Source organism: Microbulbifer sp. ABM4_008 (assembly GCF_056311705.1).
Window position 1 is genome coordinate 1,513,356 of sequence record NZ_CM149970.1, and the last position, 20,904, is coordinate 1,534,259.

The window sequence follows — 20,904 nt, forward strand, 5'->3', positions numbered from 1 at the left end:
ACTATTTATTGAATATGGCAGGAATTAATCAATTAGAGAGCTTGAGGGTTTTCAGTGCGGTCGTGGAGTGTGGAAGCTTTACTACTGCTGCAAATCGTTTAGGTGTATCTGCAGCTTGGGTTTCTAAGTCGGTAGAGAGGTTGGAATCTCGCCTGGGAACCACGCTTTTGCGCCGCAGTACTCGGCATATGCAGGTGACTAGCTCCGGGGAACGGTGTTACATGCGGGCACTTGAAGTGCTCAGCAAGTGGGATGCTTTAGAGGATGACTTATGTGAATCCAATGATAGCCCTAGAGGAAAGTTACGGATTGGCGTCCCGATGTCTTGGGGGTTATCCAAGTTCGGTTCCATTTTGAATATGTTTATGGATCGGTACCCGGAAATCCTTCTAGATATTCAAATGGGAGATCATTATGTGAATGTGTTAGAAGAGAAGTTTGATCTTGTGCTACGGCTAACTAATGAACTAGCTGATAGCGCCTTGTTGTGCCGAAAAATTACCAGTTACCATCGAGTTGCCTGTGCTGCGCCTGAGTACCTTAAAAAATATGGGGAGCCAGGCCACCCCCGTGAGTTAAGTGACCATCACTGTTTGGTATATACCTTACCGGGTAAACCCAGTGTGTGGCAGTTTAAAGATAAAGGTAAATGGCTCGATATTTATCTGGAACCTAGGTTGACTTCTAATAACAGTAAATTACTCCATTGTGCTTTATTAGAGGGGAAGGGCATTGCACTGATCCCCCATTTTATTATTGATGATGACCTTAGAGAGGGGCGATTAGTTCCGATTTTGACAGGCTTCCAAACTGCTGAGCTAAACCTTTATTCACTTAGGCCTGGGGACCGTATGTCCTCCTATCGATTAAAATTACTATACAATTTTATATGTGAGCAGCTTGGTGAGTAAGATTGGGGATGTATCAGAGGTAATATCTTTTACCTTGGGTGCATCCCCTATCAAGCTCTACCCTTTTATAGATTACCTATGATCGTGCGGATTAGTTCTAGTTAAGCATTAGGGTTTTACAAACTTATTTCTTGCACTCTCTATCTTAGATCGCGTGACACATCCCTCTAGATGGTCATTAATTAATCCCATTGCTTGCATAAAGGCATAGACAGTTGTAGGCCCTACAAATTTCCAGCCTAACTTTTTCAAATCTTTCGATAATATGATCGATTCATTTGAGGTAGACATGGACTGAGGCTTGCCAAGCATCTCTTTTTTAGGTTCGTATCTCCAGAGAAATGATGCAAGAGATCCTTCTTTCTTTACGATTTCCCTGGCACATTTGGCATTATTAATAACGGCTTCGATTTTACCTCGGTGTCGGACTATTCCCCCATTTAATAGCAGTTTTTCCACATTTGTATTGGTAAAACTGGCTACTTTATTAAAGTTAAATCCATAAAAAGCTTCCCGAAAGTTTTCTCTTTTGGCAAGAATTGTACGCCAGCTTAAACCAGACTGAAAACCTTCCAGGCATAGCTTTTCAAATAGGCGAAAATCGTCACTAACTGGAAAGCCCCATTCTCTGTCATGGTACTCCAGGAAATCTGGTGCAGAAGCGCACCAGTTGCAACGGTATTTACCATCATGACTTTGAATAAGTTGCGCGGCCATACTAATTACCTAACCGTTTGTCTATGGGTCTAATAAAAATTCAAGCTGCGGACTAGCCTTGGATGAATCAATTTCTATGACATCGGCACTAACCACTTTTTCAGATACGAAAGGGTCTTGTTCAATGCGTATTAGCAATTCTTCATAAGTGGCGTTAAATGCTAGTATACCTCCACCAATTCCAGGTTTTATACTTCCAGACAGTATAAAAACTCCATCATCGAAGCCTCTCTGTAACCACTCTCTGTGGCCAGTCATATATTTTGCTGCTTGTGATTTTTTTTCTGAAAATTTTAACAAAATAACAAACATATACTTACAGTTCCTTGTAAATAGCGCTAAGCTTTCGTCTTGTATGTGTCAACCCAAGAGCACATTTTATTGACTTCGTACTCAACATAGTCCTTGTCCTGAAAAGCATTTGCTAAGGTTGCAACACCCTGGCTCCAAGAGAGAACCTGTAGAGCTAGTTTATCGGCATCAGTGTTGGGATTTAGTTGTGTAAATTGTGTTTTTAGCCATTCCCGAAACAGACTGAATATTTTATTGGCATCCTCTCGCCCTACATGGTTCAACTTGGCAAGTTCATTGGATAGAGTACCTACGGGACAGCCGAAATCTCTGATCTTATCCCAGTTGGTAATGACAATACGGATATAACATTTTATCCGTTGCTCAGATGTATTTCCTTGTGCATCCCAATCTTCAAGCATTGCTTGGGTTTTTTGCAATCTTCTCTCTATAACACCAGATAGAATTTGATCTTTAGTCTTGAAATGGTGGTAGAAGTTTCCGCGAGAAATATTTAAAAGATTAGCGATATCCTTGAATGAGGTATGCTCAAAACCCTGTTGATAAAATAAGTCATCTGCTATTGCGATGATTCGCTCGCGAGTGTCTAGTTTTTCCATATCGATTACTTTACTGATTTTCTATTTGGGTTGAGGCAAATGGGTAGTCAGTGTAGCCTTTTTCATCTCCACCGTAAAAAGTTGAGTGATCGGCTTGATTGAGTGATATGCCTTGTTTTAGTCGGTAAACTAAATCAGGGTTGGCTAAAAATGGTGCTCCAAATGCAATTAGATCGGCATTATTACTTTTCAGGGATTTTTGGGCCAGTTCGAGATTATAGCCATTATTCGCGATATACATACCCTTAAAGCATTTGCGTAAAGCTGGATAATTAACGGTTTTCTCTTTTTTCATCATATCGCCTTCCAGAATATGAACGTAGGCAATATTCCGGTTACTTAGCTGCTCTAAAACATACTCGAAATTTTCTTGTGGGTTAGAGTCAGACATTGAGTTAAAACTATTCTCTGGTGTTAGACGCACGCCTATACGGTTTGAAGGCCAAGTTTCCATCACGGAATCAATTATTTCGTTTAAAAGACGCATGCGATTCTCTATACTTCCACCATAGAGGTCGTTGCGATGATTAGTCCCGTCACGCAGAAATTGATCAATCAGATACCCGTTAGCGCCGTGAACTTCAACTCCATCAAAGCCGGCCTCTTTAGCCATTTGTGCAGCAAAGCCAAATTGCTCCACGATTATTGGAATCTCACTAGTTTCTAGTGCGCGGGGAAGAGCAAAGTCCTTATGCCCCTCGTAGGTAACCGCTTGCCCAATTGGTTTAATTGCAGATGCGCTCACGGGGGCCTTTTTATCTGGTTGTAGGTCAGGATGGGAAATGCGCCCGCAATGTTGCAGCTGTATAAAAATTTTCCCACCAGCTTGATGCACTGCATGGGTTAACTTCCTCCAACCATCAACTTGATCAGCGGTGTATATACCTGGCGTGTAAGGGTATCCCACACCTTGCGTAGAGATAGGAGATGATTCAGCGATAATTAGGCCAGCGCTTGCCCGCTGTTGGTAGTGCGTAACCATCATAGGTGTTACGACTCCATTTTTGTCCGCTCGATTTCGCGTCATCGGCGCCATAACCATGCGGTTTGTAAGTCGAAGACCTGATAAATCGAAGGATTGAAATAGATTTGCCATGCTGTACTTCCTCTTTAACTAGCATTACAGGATCTAGGACGCTTGACCTAGAATCAATAATGCTAGGTCAGGCGTCCTATCCCTGTCAACCGTTTATCATTTGGGATGGGGGTGGAAGCTAAAAGTGGCGATAATTCATACAGGTGGAGTGCCTGGTCGTGGGGTTAAGTTTTTATGGCAACATTTGTTCTGGTACACGGTGCTTGGCAGGGAGGCTGGTGTTGGAAGCGGGTATCAGCGTTTCTTAGGCGGTACGGCCATGAGGTTTATAGCCCAACTCTGACGGGGCTCGGAGAAAGGGCGCACCTTTTAGATGACACAATCAACCTGGATACGCATATACAAGACATTTTGGGTGTTATCGCATGTGAAGAGTTAACGGATGTTGTCTTGTGTGGCCACAGTTATGGTGGGGTGGTAATAACCGGTGTGGCTGATAAGGTGCACCAGCATATACGATCCCTTGTCTATCTTGATGCCTTAGTTCCAGAGGATGGGCAAAACGTCTTAGATCTTTTGCCTGTAGAGGTCGGGTTGAGTTTTCAGGATATTGCCAGAACTCAGGGTGATGGATTTCGCGTAGCGCCAAGTCCTGCAATAGATTTCGGGGTTAACATTCAAGATCAGGCATGGGTGGATCGGCGCTGTGTCGACCATCCTCTGGGATCATTTGAGCAACCGATTCAACTACAGGGCTTATGGAAGCAAGTAGCTCGGCACCGATACATCTATGCGTCGGGGTGGGCACCAGGAATTGGTAGGCCGTTCTTTGAGAGAGCCCAGAGAGAACTTGGTTGGGAGACGATAAACCTTCCCTGTGGTCATGATGTGATGCTAGATATGCCCAAAGAACTTACCCAAATTTTGATAGCCTCGATATAGCGATAGCCGCGCTACTTTAGCAACTTATATGGCCCCCCCCTTATGGATGCTCCAATGAGAGATGGGTCAAGTATGTCTCTGTATAATTAAAGTGCGTGTCGATATAAAAATAATTGATCTATTGAATCCAAATTCAGTATTGAATGCGTCTAATTAAACTGTAACTGATTAAGTGTGATCCCCCTTTTCTTGGCTGAAAATGGAGGCTTTACTAGTTAGTAGATCAGCTATTATTTACGAATTTATGATCCCCAGAATTATTATAGTGAATTTGAAGTGAGAAAAATGTTAAGAAGTTATTTGCTATTTGGTTTAATGGTGCTCTTCGTAGGGTTTCCTATGGAAGCCTCAGCAGCCGAGAATAATTTTTCTAAAGTTATGACTGAGGTTGCAGAATTAAAGAAGGAGTACAATCTACCATCTTTATCCGTTGCGATAGGGTTGGACAATCGTGTGGCTTTTGCGCAAGCCGTAGGTCTTGCTGATATTGAAAAGGGTTTGGAAGCTGATACAAGTACACAGTATTCAGTTGGTAGTTTGGCTAAACCGATGACGGGATTAGCTGTAGCTCGGCTAGTTACTAAAGGTAAACTCGATCTGCAATATCCGGTAAGTAAGTATGTAGAGAGGCCCCATTATACTCGGCTATTCAGTGTTGCTGAACTTGCCGCACATACCGCTGGTGTGCCACATGATACACCGGAAAGAGATTTGGCTGAGTTTTCCAATGTAAAAGATCATCAACACCCACTTGATGCATTTTACGTATTTGATAAACACCCTCTGCTATTTGAATCTGGAACAGAATATCGTTATTCATCGAATGGTTATATCTTGCTATCCGCTGTTGTAGAGCAGGCTTCGCAAAAAGGGTACGTTGATTATCTCAGTTCCGAATTCTGGGATTACCTGGGAATGAAGGCCACAGAGTTGGACACTTCATTTGCAGGGCACGAAAATGAAGCGGCCTATTATTCAAGTACCAGTAAAAAGAGTGTGCATGTTAAATCAACGACCAAGCGAGATAGGAGTTTCCTTTTTGGAGGTGGAGGATTTATATCAACACCCTCTGATCTGGTAAGAATGGCTCAAGCTACCTATGAAAATGGATTTTTGTCTACAGATGCCCTACAAGCGCTTTCTGTGCCATTGAAATTACGCAATGGCGAAATAAACAAGGAAAAATATTCCCTTGGTTGGCGGGTGGGTGGCATAAATCTAGGGGAGCAAGATAAGCCATGGTTGGTACTGCATCACGGTGGCGTGACTGATGATGCGGCTACGGCTTACCTTTTAGTTGTTCCTGAATGTAAGGCCTCTATAGCTTTTGCGACTAACTATGTGCCAGAAAAATTCTGGCGGATGCGGGGGCGTATGGCGTCAATCTTGAAAGAATACCTTGATGTTGAAAGATGCAACCGCTGGGATTTCCTTCAGCCCTCTGTATAGTTGCGTTAACTTTCATTGCTGCATATGTTGAACGTGCCTCCCGGCAGGCAGCCCTAAGCTTTTGGAAGGGCGAGTTGATGCTCATGTCAAATTTCTATAAGGCCTTTAAAGGCTTCTATACAATATCTCCATTTTTAATTTTGACTTATACCTGAAGTAGAAAGAGATAACTTACTGTTCTTTGGTTGAAATGAACTGGGCTGGCTAAACTAAAGATATTAGTAGCAGGAGCTATCAGATTAAATAGAGAAGACGCCTGCATAACACTATAGAAAACGGTCGATATGGGTTGTGCCAAAGGCGGAAAAAAACGCGTTTCTCTGTTGAGTGCTACGCTGCTTAGTGCCACCTGTATGATAGGTTCGGGCTGGTTGTTTAGTGCGCAGCTTACGGCAAACTATGCAGGTAATTGGGCTTTTGGAGCCTGGATATTAGCGGCGCTTTTGGTCTTGATGGTTGGCTTGTGCCTAAGCCGTGTCGTTGCATTCTACCCAGTCCGAGGAGCCCTCGCTCAATCCAGTGCATTGTCGCACAATAGTATTTTTGGAATGCCATTTGCGTTTGCTAACTGGTTTGGCACATTAATGGTTGTTGCGACCGAGGCGCAGGCAACTACCCAATACCTCTCATCTGCTATAGATTCCTCTTTGTTAATTGGCAATCACACCTTGACTCCGTGGGGGAAGGTTCTCGCGTTAAGTATTCTTTTTGTATATTTGCTGATTAACTATTACGGAATACGGTTTCTTGCCAAGATCAATAATGTTGTCACTGTTCTAAAGATATTTACTCCCACCTTTGCAATAGTTGTATTGCTTATAGTTGTATTTAGTAGTGATACAAGTGGGTCAAATTTTTCAATTGACTCTAATCAGGAGTTTGGGTTTGGAAGCGCTTTTTCCGCTGTTATTGGGGCAGGTCTAATATATTCGTTTAATGGCTTTCAGATCAGTGTTGCCTTTGCCAGTGAGATAAAACATCCCAAGCGTAATATTCCTTTGGCCGTTACTTTATCAATTACAATAATGACACTTGTTTATCTTGCATTGCAATATGCTTTTATGGCCTCAGTGCCGAACGATCTTCTGGTGGAAAATGGTGGTTGGCAAGGGATTAATTTTGACTCGCCGCTTTTGGACTTGGCGACACTGCTTGGCTTGCACTTTCTTGCAATGATACTACTCGCAGACAGTGTGATAAGCCCCTCGGCATCTGGATATACTTATTTGGGGGCCTCGTCAAGAATTCTATTTGCAATGGCCTCTGTAGGGCAAATGCCGCGATGGTTAGCTGTTTTAGATCCTGTACATAATTTATCAAGGCGCTCGATGCTTACTAATTGGTTGATAGCAGCAGTTGTACTTGCTCATGCTGATAGCTGGGCAGCACTTATGGTGATCGTATCTGGCTATCATATAGTTGGATATATGGCCGCCCCCATTAGCATGGGTGCACTTGAACCTGGCACGAGATACTTTGGAGCTGCTGTTTTTGCTGTACTGGGGGTGCTCATGATTACCATAACTTCATCATCCCTTTTGTTGGTGTGCGCCTCTTTGTCAGTACTTATTTGTATTTATGCATCATTGCATATTGCCAGTATTGGGGTTAAGAAATTATCCGTGTTAGTTCTGCCGTTTATTATATATTTATGGATTTTATATTTTATTCAGTATGCTTGGGCGGTAATTGTTTTTTCAGTTGCTTTTTATTTTTTAATATCTTCGAAGTCCTATGTTAAATTTTGCAGGGTATATAATAAGCTGTAGCTTGATGTAAGGCTTTAAATGGTTGGTGTCTGTGATATTGGTAAAAAATTCAGGGTGTTGGGCGCATCCAAGTACATGAGTGAACCCTTTTGTTAGCGATAAACCGTTAAGTGCTGAGTCAGGAATTCTATTGCCTAGGCCAATTATGACATGATCCGTTTAAGTTTTTGCATGCCTGATAATACCTATCATTTTATCCGCAAATATATTGGCAGGTGGCAATAGGGGGTATTCGAGTACAGCTCGCGCAGTAGTATCAAGTTGAGGAAGCCTATTAATTCTTGTTTGTTTAATAAGTTAGTACTTTTCGCCAAAAAACTACTACTAAAGTATTTAAGTCCGGGGTAGTGCCGGGTTTTAACTTTTACTATATAGCCCTCATGGAGACTCACTTTCGGAGGGAACATAGCTAGTAGGCTGATGTGATAAGTTGCTCAATTGTCAGAGCTTAGAGAGCCGCCTTACAGCTTTCTCTCTCCACTCTTTGGATAAGGGTTGTAGCTGACTTGCAGCCTGGAGTACTTGCTTGGTATTGGGAAATTGCTTATCAAAAAAAGCTCTGAACATAGATCGTATGTCGATTGAGTTTGGAGCTTCAGCTATCTTACAAATCGAAATCCCTTCTTTAATATGCCCCTCCTTAACAACCCTAAAATATACACCGCAATTAAAGCTACTAGTGAGAATCTTGGCTGCAGCGTCATTATCTAGGGCCATGCTTAGCTTAAAGCAGGGTATTCTGGGTTGACTTACCTCAAGGATACAACTGCCTATGCGGAATTGATCTCCAACAAAGATATTTTGTTCTCGAAGCCCTTCTACCGTTAAATTCTCACCAAATGCGCCATACTTAAGGCTCTTTCTGCCTAACAGGTCTTCCCAGTAAGGGTAGTGGTCATTAGAAAACGCATATATGGCCATATCTTTGCCGCCATGATTTTTTAAGTCTGCCTGCTCATCTCCTTCCAAATTATTCTTTCCAACAAAAACTTTTCCTTGGACTGGCTTCTTGAAGATCCCCGTTGTTACAGTTTTACCCTTGTATTCGCAATCTACTTTTTTGGATACGTTTATAGAGAGGAGTTTCATATTTTCTTATTGGTAGATAATTTATGCAGGACCTGGATCTTAGCAAAATATACGCTTAATGCACAGCTATCCTATGTTGCTTTGATGTCCTATAGGGCGGCTTACATATATCTGTTTATTGGTTAATGGTTGGAAGATTTATCCCGATACCAGCGCCAGCGATCTTCTTCGTACTCATAGCATATATTATCGCAGTGGATCTTCTTCTCTACGCACCAGTCTTGATTTTCATTATCTCTAATGCAGTCATAGTAGCTATTCTTACAGGTTTTTATACACCTGTTTCGAGCCTCACGATCATGAAGTTCTCCAGCTCTTACATTCACAAAGAGGCAGGAAGTCAGTGTAATTAGAATTGTGATTAGATAGCGAAGCTTTGGCATGGTTAAACGCCGTTTGATTTTGCTTCTGAAGAGTAATGTCACTAGCGATAAATCAGTAAAATATTTGTTGGTTGGTTTGCTGGCAGGCGGGTGAGAGGGTGTTGGGTGCTAAGCGTGTATTTTCTGATAGAGTGAATGCCTCTGTCCTTAGATTCGGCGGCAACCGTTTTGTTGAGTTGCCGCCTTACATTGTGATGAGATTTTTATCCGTTGGCAGTGGCCAATTGGTCAATTACCTGTTGTATTTTCTGTTTATTGTTTTTAATGAGTCGATCTGAATGAATCTTGAGTGAATCGATATTGTCGTATTCAAATAGACCGACATGGGGTTCAGTTACCTCTACATTGAGATAGTCATATTTGATCTTTACATTGTTGGAGAGTAATGAAGCAATTTCCAGGGCGTGCAATTGCTGCTCATCCATTGATCTTTGAACACTTGAGATAGCATCTCGTGCCCACTGTAGTATGCCCCAGTTTTTCAGGTCTTTATATTTTACCTGCGAACTGGTTAGCGGGGAGGTGCCGGACCCAAGAATCAGCACATAGTAGTTCTTGTGAGGGAACTCTTTGATGATATCCAGGAGCGCAACACTTGCAGGGTTGTTGGCAGAAATACCTGCGTCGGCAAAGTATTTATGGCCCACTTCTTTGCTGTCAGCCATAAAGCCAACTGGGGGAAACAGTGAAACCCCACTAACTGCAGCTGTGACCAGTTGATATAGGCTGTTGGTAGGAAGCTCACTGGTATCTCCTCCTCGGTTTTTGAAGAGGTGAAGTTCACCAGTATTTACACTGAGTGAGGGGATAATCACATAATTTTTCAAATCGGTGAAGTTAAGCTCTGGTGTATAGTGCTTCTCCATCACTTTGTGAAGGCGGCGGCCCAAATATTTTGGAGAAAAAAGACCGGATGCCGTAAGCAGTTTATGATACCAAGGGGTTGAAAACAGATAATTACTTTTCGACTTGTATAAGTTGATAAGCAAGTCTGTTTTTGAATCGACATTGGCATAGTTTTTAGCCAGGTGAGATGAGCGGACATTCAACCCGGTAACAATAACAGCGCCCGTTGAGACACCACTAAACACATCGAAAAGCTCGTCAACTGGTTGCCCCAGTGCTTTTTCCAAGTGCTTAATGACATATAGCGGTATGAGTCCACGGATACCACCACCGTCAATAACAAGTATGTTGATCGTATCTTTATCATTGAGATGATTGCGTATCGCAGTCTCATCCTCTTGCACTGGTGAGCGATAAAATGTTGCGCTTGCTGTAAGGATGTAGTTGTACAGATAGGCGCAGGCAGTGAGAATCACGATGATCACTGTACATATAATAAGGATATAACTGAGTTCCATTTCTGCACCTATAAGGTATTTACGTCGCAAGGATATAGACACCGAATCTTTGATATTGACTAAATGGAGAGAGTGGGTTTTGTCGGGCAAGAAGGGGGGGCGGAAAAAACGTATGATATTACTTTTTATGGGTTGAACGGTCCGTAGTTTTTTCTCGGTTGTAAGGGCTTTCGGTGAGAAAAAAGTGCGATTTCTAGGTCTGTGCGTCTTATTTTCAGTTTTCTGGTAATGATTATTTCGTATATCGATTTTTTCGAAATTATCGATATATCGATGATGACCGAATGGTTTAATATGAGCTGAAGATGACTATTTAGTTAAATATCAATAGTTTGATGCTGGATGGAGTGCTGTCCTAATTTAGGATAATACACATTTCAAAAAATAAGTGTATTTCTGTATTAACCCATTAATTTTTCAGTGCTTTTTGCTTGACTGAAAATTCCGCCTTTAGTTACTTTTCACGCATAGAATCTTGAGTGCCCACAGAGTCCAGCCTTATTGGCTGACTCCCAGCAGGATTGATATCAGCGCTTGGCGTACTGGCTGGTATCAAATTTGCCCTTGATAGCGCTTGCCATGCAAATAGCCAAAAAGCTCTCGGTGGCTGAAAAAGAGGGGCTCAGCAAGGGGAGGAATGCTTTTTAAATGTATTGAGCAGGGTTTTGGCTTCTTTAAGGCTTAGCAAATGTGCCCTGAATGAATTGGCCCCGGCATTTACTCCCAGAGAGATCAATTTCATCACTACATTGAACGCGAGTTCTGATTTTAGGTAGGGGGTAAATGCCAGAAAGGCATTAAATATAGACTGATGAACTCTGTTTAGTAACTCTTGTATATCTGGATTCCTGGTTGATATCTTCTCGGCCTTTTTCTCAAAGGCTTTTAGCTGATTGACATACTCTGAAAATAACCTGAGATTAAACACAACCGTTCTGTGCTCTTTATATCCGGCAATGATGGTGCTGAGTGCATCATTGATCTTGCGTAAGGCTATGTAATCATTTCTTGATAGGTCGGTATAAGAATCGGAGAGATAGCCGATCGTATCTCTCCGTAGCTGACAAAACTCAAATAAGTGTTGATCATGCTTCTTTACTTCCAGAAGCTGATATATTTTCGCGAAAATGAAGACAAGAGCAATTGCCGGCAATAGATAGAGCACTACTCAAACTCCTTTTCATTAATTGGCTTCTTGGGCGCGTTTTTCCTAGTGGGAGGTGAATAAGAGAAGGCGTTGTCCATCAACTTTAAAAACCTGTCCCTATATTCTTTATTATCTGCTGCAAGCCGGTCAATTTCAACTTGTCGGTCCTTCAGGCGCCCACTGTACATCCAGAAGAGGAGGTAATGCGCAAAGATGAAAAATATGACAAAGAGGCCATTCTTAAGCCCCACATTCTGTACGAACTGAAGTATATCTTTGAGGATATCAGTCATGTAGTCCCTTACTTCTGATTTTGACAGCTCCTCATGCATTTTTAACTATTGAGACTCTTGATTCAACTTGGTTTAACTTTGAACAGTAATTTTGGTACTTGAGTCTTATTTGCTTCTGTTTAAATCCCGGATATAGCCTTCGTGAGACTGGAGGTGTCCGGTCTTGCAGCGCAAGCCACTTCTCTAGTTTGGGTAGTTAGTCTAAGCATGTGGGGTCTGAAGTAGTGAACTGGTTTCCACTCCAAAGATTTCTTTCATTGCAGTCGGGGTCAAAGGGATCTGCGAGGTCAAATTGCTGGTTGCCGTTTAGGGTATTCCCGGTAATCCGGTTGTTTAAGCTATTCGAGTCAGTAACGATAATACCGCCATTGCTTGATAGTATCGATAGCCCATTATTGGATACCGTGTTGCTTGCAATCGAATTGCTTGAGCCGCCACTTAGATTAATGCCCACCTGCCCATTATCCGCCACATTGTTACTTGCTATGTTGTTGAAATTACCGTTTATCAGGATTCCAGCTTCACCGTTATTCTCAATGATGCTGTTAGATACAAATGTGAAGTTGCCGTCAATCTCGAAGCCGTCCTCGCTAAACCCAGAAACGGTAGTAAAGGAGATATTGTTATAGTCTCCCAGGATTTCAATGCCTTCGTCTCCGCCTCCTAGTACCGAACTGCGACTAATGGTGTTGTAATCGCCAAAAACCTCAATACCATCAGAGATGGTTGAAGTAGCAGGACCTGTAATATCGACGTTGGTGATGGTATTGCCGTTGCCGAATAGCAAAATTGCATTTCTTACAGCGCTATTTATTTCCATATTGGAGATGGAGTGGAAGCCTGAGCTGGAGGTGATGACACCATTGGTGCAGTTGGTTAGTTGGCCGTTGCTGAGATATGCTGCGGTGCCCTGGAGGTCTATTGCGTAGAAATCTGTTTGGGTTGGGTCCAGCGATACGCAGCTAAGCTCAAACCCCGCCATATTCAGGCTCCCTGATGGGCCTACAATGGTGAGTGCTACAGGATTGGCGATACTCAACTCGCAATTCAGGTCCTGAGATAGAGTGGTGGGCTCAGATATAGTGTCGCCGCATTCAATGGCCAGTGCGGCCGTAGATAGGGTAAAGACTGCGGCTAACAAACCTAGCTGCTTAAGTACATTCAGAGTCGTGATATCCATGGCGCTACCCCTTGAAAACTTCTCCTTGTTTCCATAATCCAAAGCCTAGCTGTGTTTTGGTGTTGAGGTTGTCGCAATAAAAAAGGGGCTTACGTCAAAAAACGTAAGCCCCTTGAAAGTGGCGCGCTCGGGAGGATTCGAACCTCCGACCGCCTGGTTCGTAGCCAGGTACTCTATCCAGCTGAGCTACGAGCGCGTCGAGGAGGCGCACAATATAGATTGGTGTAGGTAGAGTCAAGCATTTTTTTCATATGAAGTGCTTTTTTGGTGTTTGGTGACCGCAAAGCCTGTTTGTCTGTTTCTGCTTTCTCACAAAGGGATTTGGCTCAGGAGCCGCGGGTAGGGCTTTCTAGAGGTTATAAGAGGCTTTTGAGGCTCTGCGGCGACTACTGACTGATCGTTCCGCTATTGCTTGTTCCCAGCTGGGTCACATTGGCAAGTTGTGAGGTTCCACTTTGGCTAGCTGTGAGGCTGTTCAGGGTCCCGTTTTGAAGGGATGTTAAAGTGTGGTTCATTCCGCTCTGATTCGACATTACAGAGTTCTCCATGCCGCTTTGGGTGGTCCATGAGCTAATTTGTGAGCCTGTCTGAAACAGTGTTTGTGAATTTTGCATGCCTTGCTGGCTTATATTTAATTGGCTAAAGGAACTGTTGGATTGATTGGCTGACACGGTATTTAGCTCACCAACTTGATCTCCAATAGCAAAATTATTACCGCCTGCACTCTGACCAAGGCTGAATATATTTCCAGTGCCAAATTGTGTAGAGCTGGCAAAATCAGAAATGCTTAAGCTGTGAGATATTCCACTCTCATTTTGATCCCCGATTTGTAAAATTTGAACGGTACCCAGTGAGCTTTCAATCTGTATAGATACTCCGACATTATTAGTGCCATCCTGAGTCATATTCATGAAATTATTGGTGCTATCTATTTGGGTGAGCAAGGTAGTATTAGAATCGCCTTGTTGTAAGGAGATGGCAGTGTCATTAGAAGAGCGAATTTGCGTGCCGGCTGTTCCATTATTGATCCCAAAAAGTGTCTGGGATAATGTCGTTCCAATAGAGTCAATCTGAAAATTTGACAGTGTGTTTCCATCACCATTCTGTAGGATAGTCATACTGGATAATTCAGCATTTTCCTGCTCTAAGTTTAGAGTGGTATTTGCGTTGCCTATTTGTGTATGGCTGATGGAGCTATCAAGGGTAGCTCCAAATTGGATTGCTTCAGAGAAATTATTGTTGCCATTTTGCACTTGTAGAATGGTGCTGTTCTGAGTGCTTGAGTCGGATTGATCCGTCATTGCCATGTTGCCGGTACCGGTCTGCTGTACAATGGAAGTATTATTATTTGCCTGTAGATGTGCACTGAAAGTAGTAAGTGCAACTGCCATAACTAAAAAATTTGCTTTCATAGTGCGACCTCTAGGGTGTAAATGGAAATAGTAGTTGGATTGATATCAGTAGGATGCGCATACTTGGTTATGTTGCCCTCTAAGGGGAAGTTGATAGTGTCAAAATTGGGGGCTGTTTTGAGTGGCGCTAAGGGCAGTTGTAGCCAAATACTGCAAAGGAGGCTATCAAATTGTAGGAGGCGTCTGGCGAAAGACTTCACGCAACTTGACCCCATTTATGCTCTGTCACTCGTCTCACGGGAAGCCCTTTGGGTAACCCCGGTGCAGCCATCCTTCTCGCGACATCTTGATCAGGTCAATCGGTGCAGGGAAAGTGTTGGTGATCTGAGTTGAAGTTGCCATAGGAACTCAGTGTTAAATTACTAGGAAGAAAGTTCAGGTTTTAGTGCCCATTAAATTCCAAGTAATATCTTCTATTAAAAATTATCTTAGGTTTTAAGTAGTGGATATTGTCAGCGAAGATGAAAGGCCATTAAGCAGACCTCTCCCGACTTAAATCGTAGTACAATTCGAAAAATTGCTACTTGCTACTGATAAATAATACTTGAATTGGAACTTTGGAAGCTGGATATAGCATGTACGGCAGTATCTGTTATTTAGGTGGGGCCCTTGTATACCCCGAACAGGATGACTTATGGTTGAGATAAATATTAAGGCTTGGATCTAGTTTGCCCTTAACCTCTTGGCGGTTTATTAGCCTTGGCTAACGTGCGATTCTAGTGAATTGATATAACCCATATATATGTCTCGGTCACGCCTGTCTCCATTTGCATCGACTCCTGCCATAATGTCATTGATTAGATTGAATAGAGTTTCCGATAAGGTCTCTGATGCTTCACTCACAGCTTCAAGTCGGACAGACTGGCTTATATGGGTATAGAAGAAGTCCAATAGCCTTGTATCGTGGAGATTTATCGTTGAGCAAGCCAATTCTATTTGTCGGGCGTATATTTTGTATTCCGTCATGACCATTGCTCTGAACTTGTAGTCTCGAGGAAGGGCTTCCTTAAGGATATTTGCATTTCTATTATTGTTGTTCTCCAAATATGCTCTAAAACCCATCATGTCATAGGATGCTGGGGCTTGTTCTTTGTGGGTTATGGTGCTGATAGCCGCGGCACAAAAGTCGGCCATATGAACTCGAAAATAGTGGTATGCATTTTTTAATTGTTCGACTCTTTTTTCTTGTCTTAATTTTTCTTGTCGGTTTGATTGGTATTTTGTAAATTCATTCAATAGTAGCCCAAATGTTGCAATTCCCGTCAGTGTTTCAATGGAGGTTAGTAGGTAACCGAGCTCATTGACAGGGTAAATTTCTCCATAGCCCAACGTTGTTATTGTTACAATGCTGAAGTAGATACTTTTTGTGAAATCGAGCTTTTCATTTATACAGGAGTCACATTCACTATATATTGCAGCAAAGATGAAGATTACTGAAAAATAACCGACAAGTATTTTTTTCCATGTCAGAAAAGATAGGAAACGTGTCATGTTCTGTGCTCATTAACTATAAGCGATGTAATTTATGCCTGCGTCATTCCTTTTGGGATAATTATGATCGCGCCAGCAAGTGTAAAAGAGGGCTGCTTGCAATCAGTCAATCTGGATTATGGTGGCTGTTTTGATCTTACGTTTCTATTAGCATAGTAACGTTAGCTAAGTTGTGAATTATTGAGTCGACATTATAAGGTGTATTGCTTATGGGGTGGAGGTGTTGAGAGCATCATTTGCATTCATGAGTTGATGTGGAGGGGATAGGTTATATCATCGAGAAGCTCGCCCCTCAATTTATCTAACATCTAAAATGGTCTGTACGCGAGGGAGTGTGATTATTGCTCTTCAGCAGAGAGTGTTGATGCGTAATTCTATTACACCTGATAATGGCTTTTCGTTGGCTATTTGTCGACTGGGGTTCGCCCACTTAATTGTTGCCGGTGGAGCTCAGTTAAAATCTAGTGCTTGCCCAATCGCTGGCTTTCTGCTTGGGAAAGAGGAGCTGGCTCAGCCCCTGCTTATATAAATTTATCTGTATCACTTGTAATTTATGTTTCTGGCAGTGAACCGCCAATTCCATCACTAGCTCCCAGCAATGGGTTCAGGGTGAGGAATACTTCCTAGAAGTTCTTGTATTACGGCCTTGTGACAGATGTCTAGTAGTGGAGTTCTGGGGGAGTTGATATCGGTGGGGTCGACTCAGGCATAAAGGTAGTGCTGGCGGTGATATATGCATGCGGGTTTTAGCGCGCTATAACAAAAAAGGGCTTACGCCGCTAAGCGTAAGCCCTTTGTTTGTATGGCGCGCTCGGGAGGATTCGAACCTCCGACCGCCTGGTTCGTAGCCAGGTACTCTATCCAGCTGAGCTACGAGCGCGTTACGGGTGCGGATATTATAGATGCCCCTGCTGCAAGTCAACCTAAAGAATGAAAAAATCCTTAAAAATCATTATGTTGGCTAAAGATTAGGCACTTTGGGGGTGTTTAGTGCAAGCCGAGATTTTCTTGGTTACCGATTGACTCCCGGCTACCTCTAGGTGGCTGAGAGGCATTTGATTGTTTTTAACTCTGGTAAGTGAAGGGAGCTGCAGCTGCTTTCTCTGTAGCCCCTACTACTTGCAAGGTGGATTAGAAGCGGGCTTCCAGTGATAGGTCAAACCCGTTAACGGCTACGATGTCGTTATCGATTGTCTTCCACTGAAGCTTTCCTGAAAATTTATCGGTAAAGTCATAGGTAGCACCAAGGCCGTAAGTTAGATCCACATCTTTTTCACTGTACCTTTCAACTTCTGGGGCCCAATAACCGTAAGGTCTGAACTCACTGTCAACCCTGGTGTAGGAAATACCAAGATTCGCACTCAAGGTCAGTTTTTCGAGAACCGGGTAGTGAGCGACACCATTCAGCTGAAAACTGCTGACTTCAAGTGTTTCGTCTTCCTCGTAGTAAAAGTGTCTGTACTCTTCCTCCGATTCGTCATAATAGGTGCCCGAGGCGAAATATTTGTCAGAGGCGCTGCCAAAATTGCTGTATGCAGCTTCCAAAGAGAAGTGAGGGCTAAATTTATAGCCCAAATAAATATTGACAGAATTTGTTTGATCGCCGAAGCGCTGCCCCTCAAGGTAGTTGCCGGATAGAGTTTTCTGGCCATCAAGGTCATAGTAGCCTAGGCCAAAGCCCATATAAAATGGGCTCTCTTCGGCTAAAGAGCCATTAGAGATTGTTAGAGCTAAGGGGACTAATAATAGTTTAGAGATTTTCATACCGGTTACTTCTATTCCATGAAAAGTTTGGTGTAGATGTCGAATTGTATCGCGTTTATATTTTTTTTTATGAAATTGGTCAAGTTATTTTAAATGAGGTGAAATTTTCTGAGTCTGAATTTTTAGCACCATAGTAATAGTTACGGCTTATGGTGATATTTTGGTTAATGCCGTGAGGGGGTATGTTCGGCGAAGTAGTTTGATAGTAAAGAGCTGGTAGAATTTGGTGTTGAAGTATTTTGGTGAGTTTTACATAAAGCTAAATTCAGCCGGATAGCTGTGGAACCCATCAAAATCGCCTTTGCTAAGGGTTACACCACAGTGGCGTGCAATTGCATAAACCATGCTTATGTGGAATAGAAAGTTTGGAAGTATATATTGATGGATATATTGTGGCTGTGGGAGATCCACGATTGTAAAACCTGCTTTATCATTGATTCTTCTACTGCTGTCCAGATCGGTTACTTCGGGTAAAGAATCTAGATAATTTAGTGTTTTCTGGATAGTTCTCAGAATAATTTCCTTTGTATCCCCATCTTCTTCAAATGTCGCAATTTTCTGATCAACGAGTGGGCAGTATCCGCGAAGAGAAAAATTGGCTGCAATTTTTGCATTCTCGGCTAAGCTGAACATGTCAGGTGCCAGCTGCTTGTGAAATATTTCCTGTGGAATTTTAGTCGTAATGGAAAGCAGTTGGGAAAGATGATTATGAAGAAGGCTCTTGATAGATATTTGCATTAGGTAACCTGATAACAGCGGAGTGAATTAATTTTTTTGGTACGAACGTTCCTGGGTATTGCTACATCAGATATTGTGACAAAGTCTCCCAATCAAACCGCCGAGCTTTTCCATCGCTAAATAAAACCTCGATACGCTTGTCCTCCCATCCCAAAACCCTTCCATAGCCAAGTTTTCGATGCCGCAGCCCCTCTCCAGGTTCTGGTTTTCGCATTGGTGCCCGGGGTGCACTGATAGTGGGGTTGTAATCGCAAGCTTCTAAATAGTGGAGCGCTTGGCGTGAAACCGGCACATCAGTGTCGATTTTTTCCGGGCGCTCCTTAAGGGAGTCTGCCATCAATTTACTTAAAGGAAGCTGCATTTCATTAATAAATAATGAAGGCTGCGAAGCCTCGGGATCATTCTTTTTGGAGCCTTCTGCAGGGGCCAACAAGAAGAGTTTTGACTTGGCGCGGGTCATCGCCACGTACATCAAGCGGCGTTCGCTCTCCAGTGACGCGGGTGTGCTGAAGTCCCGTTGGGGCTGATAGGGCATATTGTGCTGGGTGAGGGTGGGGATAATCACTTGTTCCCACTCCAAACCTTTAGCCTGGTGCATAGTCGTTATCTGTATAGCATCCGCTTCGGTTTGTTCGCCCTCCCGGTGTTGGCGTTGCAGCTCTTGTAGATGTGCCAGGGCTTCAGCGGGCGGCTGCTTCAGAGTGTCCAGGTATTTGCAGAAAGCGAGGATGGTTTGTTGTCTCTCCTCCCCTTGTTGGCGGGTGAAGGCGTCGTCAGCGATTCCGCTGAGAAGTTCCAGTTCACCGATATGGCGACGCAGTAGCTCTCCAGCGTGACCGCGCCAGCTCTCGATCTGGGTAAGCAGGTCTGCCCGTTGGCGCAAGCGTTTGGTCTGGGGCTTGCTCAGGTTTTCAGGTAGTAGGGCAATCAGCTTCTTGCCCCAGCCTTTGTCCAGCGCTGCCAGAGATGAACAGATGGGCTCCAGGACTTTGCGCGGAATACGCACATGGGGAGAGGTCAGCCATTCGTAAAGTCCCTGCTGGCGACGCTTGGGAGGAAGTTCGGCGAATCGACCGGAGGCAATATTTAAACTCCAAAATAAGGGGCGGAGCTCCCGGCGCGAAAGGACGGTGTTGCGACTTGCTGAGCGGTAGGGAATATTATTGGCCAGCAGTGCCAGTTCAATAGGAGCGGCGATAGACCACAGCCGCACCAATACGGCGACATCCCTGAGTGACTGACCTTGCTTTTGACATCGGCGCAGGTGCTCTACAAGCCAGCGCCCCTCCTTATCGGTTTTTACCAACTCGATTTCTGTTTGCTGATCTTCATTGGCTGAAACACAGAATATATCGGCGCGATCGCGATTGTTCTCAATAAAGTGATTGGCGGCCAAGGATAGCTGGTGGCCATAACGGAAAGTGCGGCTCAGGTGATAAATATTCGAGGGGGGAAAATCCCCATCGAAAAATGTGAGCAGGAAATCCGGTTTGGAGCCGCGCCATTCATAAATGGTTTGGTCTGGGTCGCCAATCGCGATGACGTTGCCAGATTTTCCGTAGAGAACTCGCAATAAAAAGTGCTGTATCTCATTGATATCCTGGTATTCATCCACCAGGATGTCTTCGTAATAACTGCCGTACTGCTCGGCCATCTCCTCATCCATGCTGAGCAGTATGGCTGGGTCATAAATCAGATCGGCGTAGGTAACCGCATTTTGGCTGCGGCGCCAAGCTTCAAAAGTGCGAAACACCTGCAGAAAATACATGTATTCATCACCGAGCTTCAGTTCCTGAAATGCGCTGAGATCTCCCGACAGAATCGTTTTGGTGTAGTCGATAAAAAATTCAGCGGCCTCAATCTCAGATTGCTTCCGTGCTCTAATCTCTTCGAGTTCGTGGGTAGGCGCGCACTCTTCAATGGCCTTCCAGATTTGTAATTGGATTGTGGATTGGGGCAGGGGGGATAGGTTGGCAGCAGCGATTTGATCATTGGCGATCATGCGTTGGTATAAACGATATCCAACACTGTGAAAGGTATGTACCGCTGGTGTCGAGCCTTCAGTCAGCTGCCGTAAGCGGCGGTCGAAGTCCTCCCGAGCACTGCGGTTGTACATTAATACCAGCAGTCGTTCGGGGGCGATACCTGCATCAAGGCGGTTCTTTATGTAGTGCAACAGAGCAGTGGTTTTGCCAGAGCCGGCAACGGCAATGATCTTGGCGTGACCACCGGCATGATCTGCAATTGCCTGCTGTTCAGAGGTAAGGTTATTTCCGCCCATCGCGCTCTTTGCTCAAATACTGGATAT

At 43.6% G+C, this 20,904-nt stretch carries 18 protein-coding genes and 2 tRNA genes; 4 read left to right on the forward strand and 16 right to left on the reverse strand.

The genetic code is table 11. The features are described 5' to 3' along the window. Positions 1-14: 14 nt before the first annotated feature. A complete protein-coding gene (locus ACYX4J_RS06605; protein WP_444907781.1) occupies positions 15-911 on the forward strand; it encodes a LysR family transcriptional regulator in 897 nt (298 codons plus the stop codon). A 108-nt stretch (positions 912-1,019) separates the two neighbouring features. On the opposite strand, the gene ACYX4J_RS06610 is transcribed toward ACYX4J_RS06605, so the two are convergent. From ACYX4J_RS06610 to ACYX4J_RS06625, 4 genes are read right to left on the reverse strand one after another with little or no spacing between them, the layout of a single operon-like run. Next, positions 1,020-1,628 (reverse strand): DNA-3-methyladenine glycosylase I, encoded by a 609-nt coding sequence (locus ACYX4J_RS06610; protein ID WP_444907782.1) that lies wholly within the window; start codon positions 1,626-1,628, stop codon positions 1,020-1,022. Between the two features lie 21 nt (positions 1,629-1,649). Then, a complete protein-coding gene (locus ACYX4J_RS06615; protein WP_476178138.1) occupies positions 1,650-1,940 on the reverse strand; it encodes a YciI family protein in 291 nt (96 codons plus the stop codon). Between the two features lie 26 nt (positions 1,941-1,966). Further along, complete coding sequence (locus tag ACYX4J_RS06620) at positions 1,967-2,539, reverse strand: TetR/AcrR family transcriptional regulator (protein WP_476178139.1); 573 nt, start codon at positions 2,537-2,539, stop codon at positions 1,967-1,969. A gap of 10 nt (positions 2,540-2,549) precedes the next feature. Continuing rightward, on the reverse strand, positions 2,550-3,635 hold the full coding sequence (locus ACYX4J_RS06625) for an alkene reductase (RefSeq protein ID WP_476178140.1): 1,086 nt from the start codon (positions 3,633-3,635) through the stop codon (positions 2,550-2,552). Between the two features lie 174 nt (positions 3,636-3,809). Between ACYX4J_RS06625 and ACYX4J_RS06630 the strand changes: the two genes are divergently transcribed. The 3 genes from ACYX4J_RS06630 (at position 3,810) to ACYX4J_RS06640 (ending at position 7,735) form a co-directional block, all read left to right on the forward strand. Beyond that, positions 3,810-4,517 (forward strand): alpha/beta hydrolase, encoded by a 708-nt coding sequence (locus ACYX4J_RS06630; RefSeq protein WP_444941290.1) that lies wholly within the window; start codon positions 3,810-3,812, stop codon positions 4,515-4,517. A gap of 285 nt (positions 4,518-4,802) precedes the next feature. Beyond that, positions 4,803-5,966, forward strand: a complete 1,164-nt coding sequence (locus ACYX4J_RS06635; RefSeq protein ID WP_445361485.1) for a serine hydrolase domain-containing protein — start codon at positions 4,803-4,805, stop codon at positions 5,964-5,966. Positions 5,967-6,250: 284 nt separating this feature from the next. Continuing rightward, positions 6,251-7,735 carry an APC family permease gene (locus ACYX4J_RS06640; RefSeq protein WP_476178141.1) on the forward strand — a complete coding sequence of 495 codons (1,485 nt, stop codon included), beginning with the start codon at positions 6,251-6,253 and terminating at the stop codon, positions 7,733-7,735. A 441-nt stretch (positions 7,736-8,176) separates the two neighbouring features. On the opposite strand, the gene ACYX4J_RS06645 is transcribed toward ACYX4J_RS06640, so the two are convergent. The 12 genes from ACYX4J_RS06645 to ACYX4J_RS06700 all read right to left on the reverse strand — a co-directional run bounded on the left by ACYX4J_RS06645 (position 8,177) and on the right by ACYX4J_RS06700 (position 20,877). Next, the gene (locus ACYX4J_RS06645) at positions 8,177-8,824 is read right to left on the reverse strand and encodes an MOSC domain-containing protein (RefSeq protein ID WP_445361487.1); all 648 of its coding nucleotides are present in this window, start codon (positions 8,822-8,824) and stop codon (positions 8,177-8,179) included. A gap of 586 nt (positions 8,825-9,410) precedes the next feature. Further along, positions 9,411-10,571 (reverse strand): patatin-like phospholipase family protein, encoded by a 1,161-nt coding sequence (locus ACYX4J_RS06650; protein ID WP_476178142.1) that lies wholly within the window; start codon positions 10,569-10,571, stop codon positions 9,411-9,413. Between the two features lie 622 nt (positions 10,572-11,193). After that, positions 11,194-11,736, reverse strand: a complete 543-nt coding sequence (locus tag ACYX4J_RS06655; protein WP_476178143.1) for a hypothetical protein — start codon at positions 11,734-11,736, stop codon at positions 11,194-11,196. After that, entirely contained in the window at positions 11,736-12,050 is a 315-nt protein-coding gene (locus tag ACYX4J_RS06660; protein ID WP_413662626.1) for a hypothetical protein, read from the reverse strand. Before ACYX4J_RS06660 ends, ACYX4J_RS06655 begins: the two co-directional genes overlap by 1 nt. A gap of 157 nt (positions 12,051-12,207) precedes the next feature. Next, the gene (locus tag ACYX4J_RS06665; protein ID WP_444914236.1) at positions 12,208-13,191 is read right to left on the reverse strand and encodes a right-handed parallel beta-helix repeat-containing protein; all 984 of its coding nucleotides are present in this window, start codon (positions 13,189-13,191) and stop codon (positions 12,208-12,210) included. Positions 13,192-13,310: 119 nt separating this feature from the next. Then, positions 13,311-13,387 (reverse strand) — tRNA-Arg (locus ACYX4J_RS06670). Positions 13,388-13,577: 190 nt separating this feature from the next. Then, positions 13,578-14,603, reverse strand: coding sequence for a hypothetical protein (locus ACYX4J_RS06675; RefSeq protein WP_476178144.1), 1,026 nt, complete (start codon positions 14,601-14,603; stop codon positions 13,578-13,580). A gap of 693 nt (positions 14,604-15,296) precedes the next feature. Beyond that, positions 15,297-16,094, reverse strand: a complete 798-nt coding sequence (locus ACYX4J_RS06680; protein ID WP_444933728.1) for a potassium channel family protein — start codon at positions 16,092-16,094, stop codon at positions 15,297-15,299. Positions 16,095-16,897: 803 nt separating this feature from the next. After that, positions 16,898-16,974 (reverse strand) — tRNA-Arg (locus ACYX4J_RS06685). 251 nt (positions 16,975-17,225) lie between these two features. Further along, a complete protein-coding gene (locus ACYX4J_RS06690) occupies positions 17,226-17,858 on the reverse strand; it encodes an outer membrane beta-barrel protein (protein ID WP_444907793.1) in 633 nt (210 codons plus the stop codon). Between the two features lie 249 nt (positions 17,859-18,107). Beyond that, positions 18,108-18,596 (reverse strand): DUF1993 family protein, encoded by a 489-nt coding sequence (locus ACYX4J_RS06695; protein ID WP_476178145.1) that lies wholly within the window; start codon positions 18,594-18,596, stop codon positions 18,108-18,110. A gap of 61 nt (positions 18,597-18,657) precedes the next feature. Continuing rightward, positions 18,658-20,877 carry an ATP-dependent helicase gene (locus ACYX4J_RS06700; protein ID WP_476178146.1) on the reverse strand — a complete coding sequence of 740 codons (2,220 nt, stop codon included), beginning with the start codon at positions 20,875-20,877 and terminating at the stop codon, positions 18,658-18,660. Between the last annotated feature and the right edge of the window lie 27 nt (positions 20,878-20,904).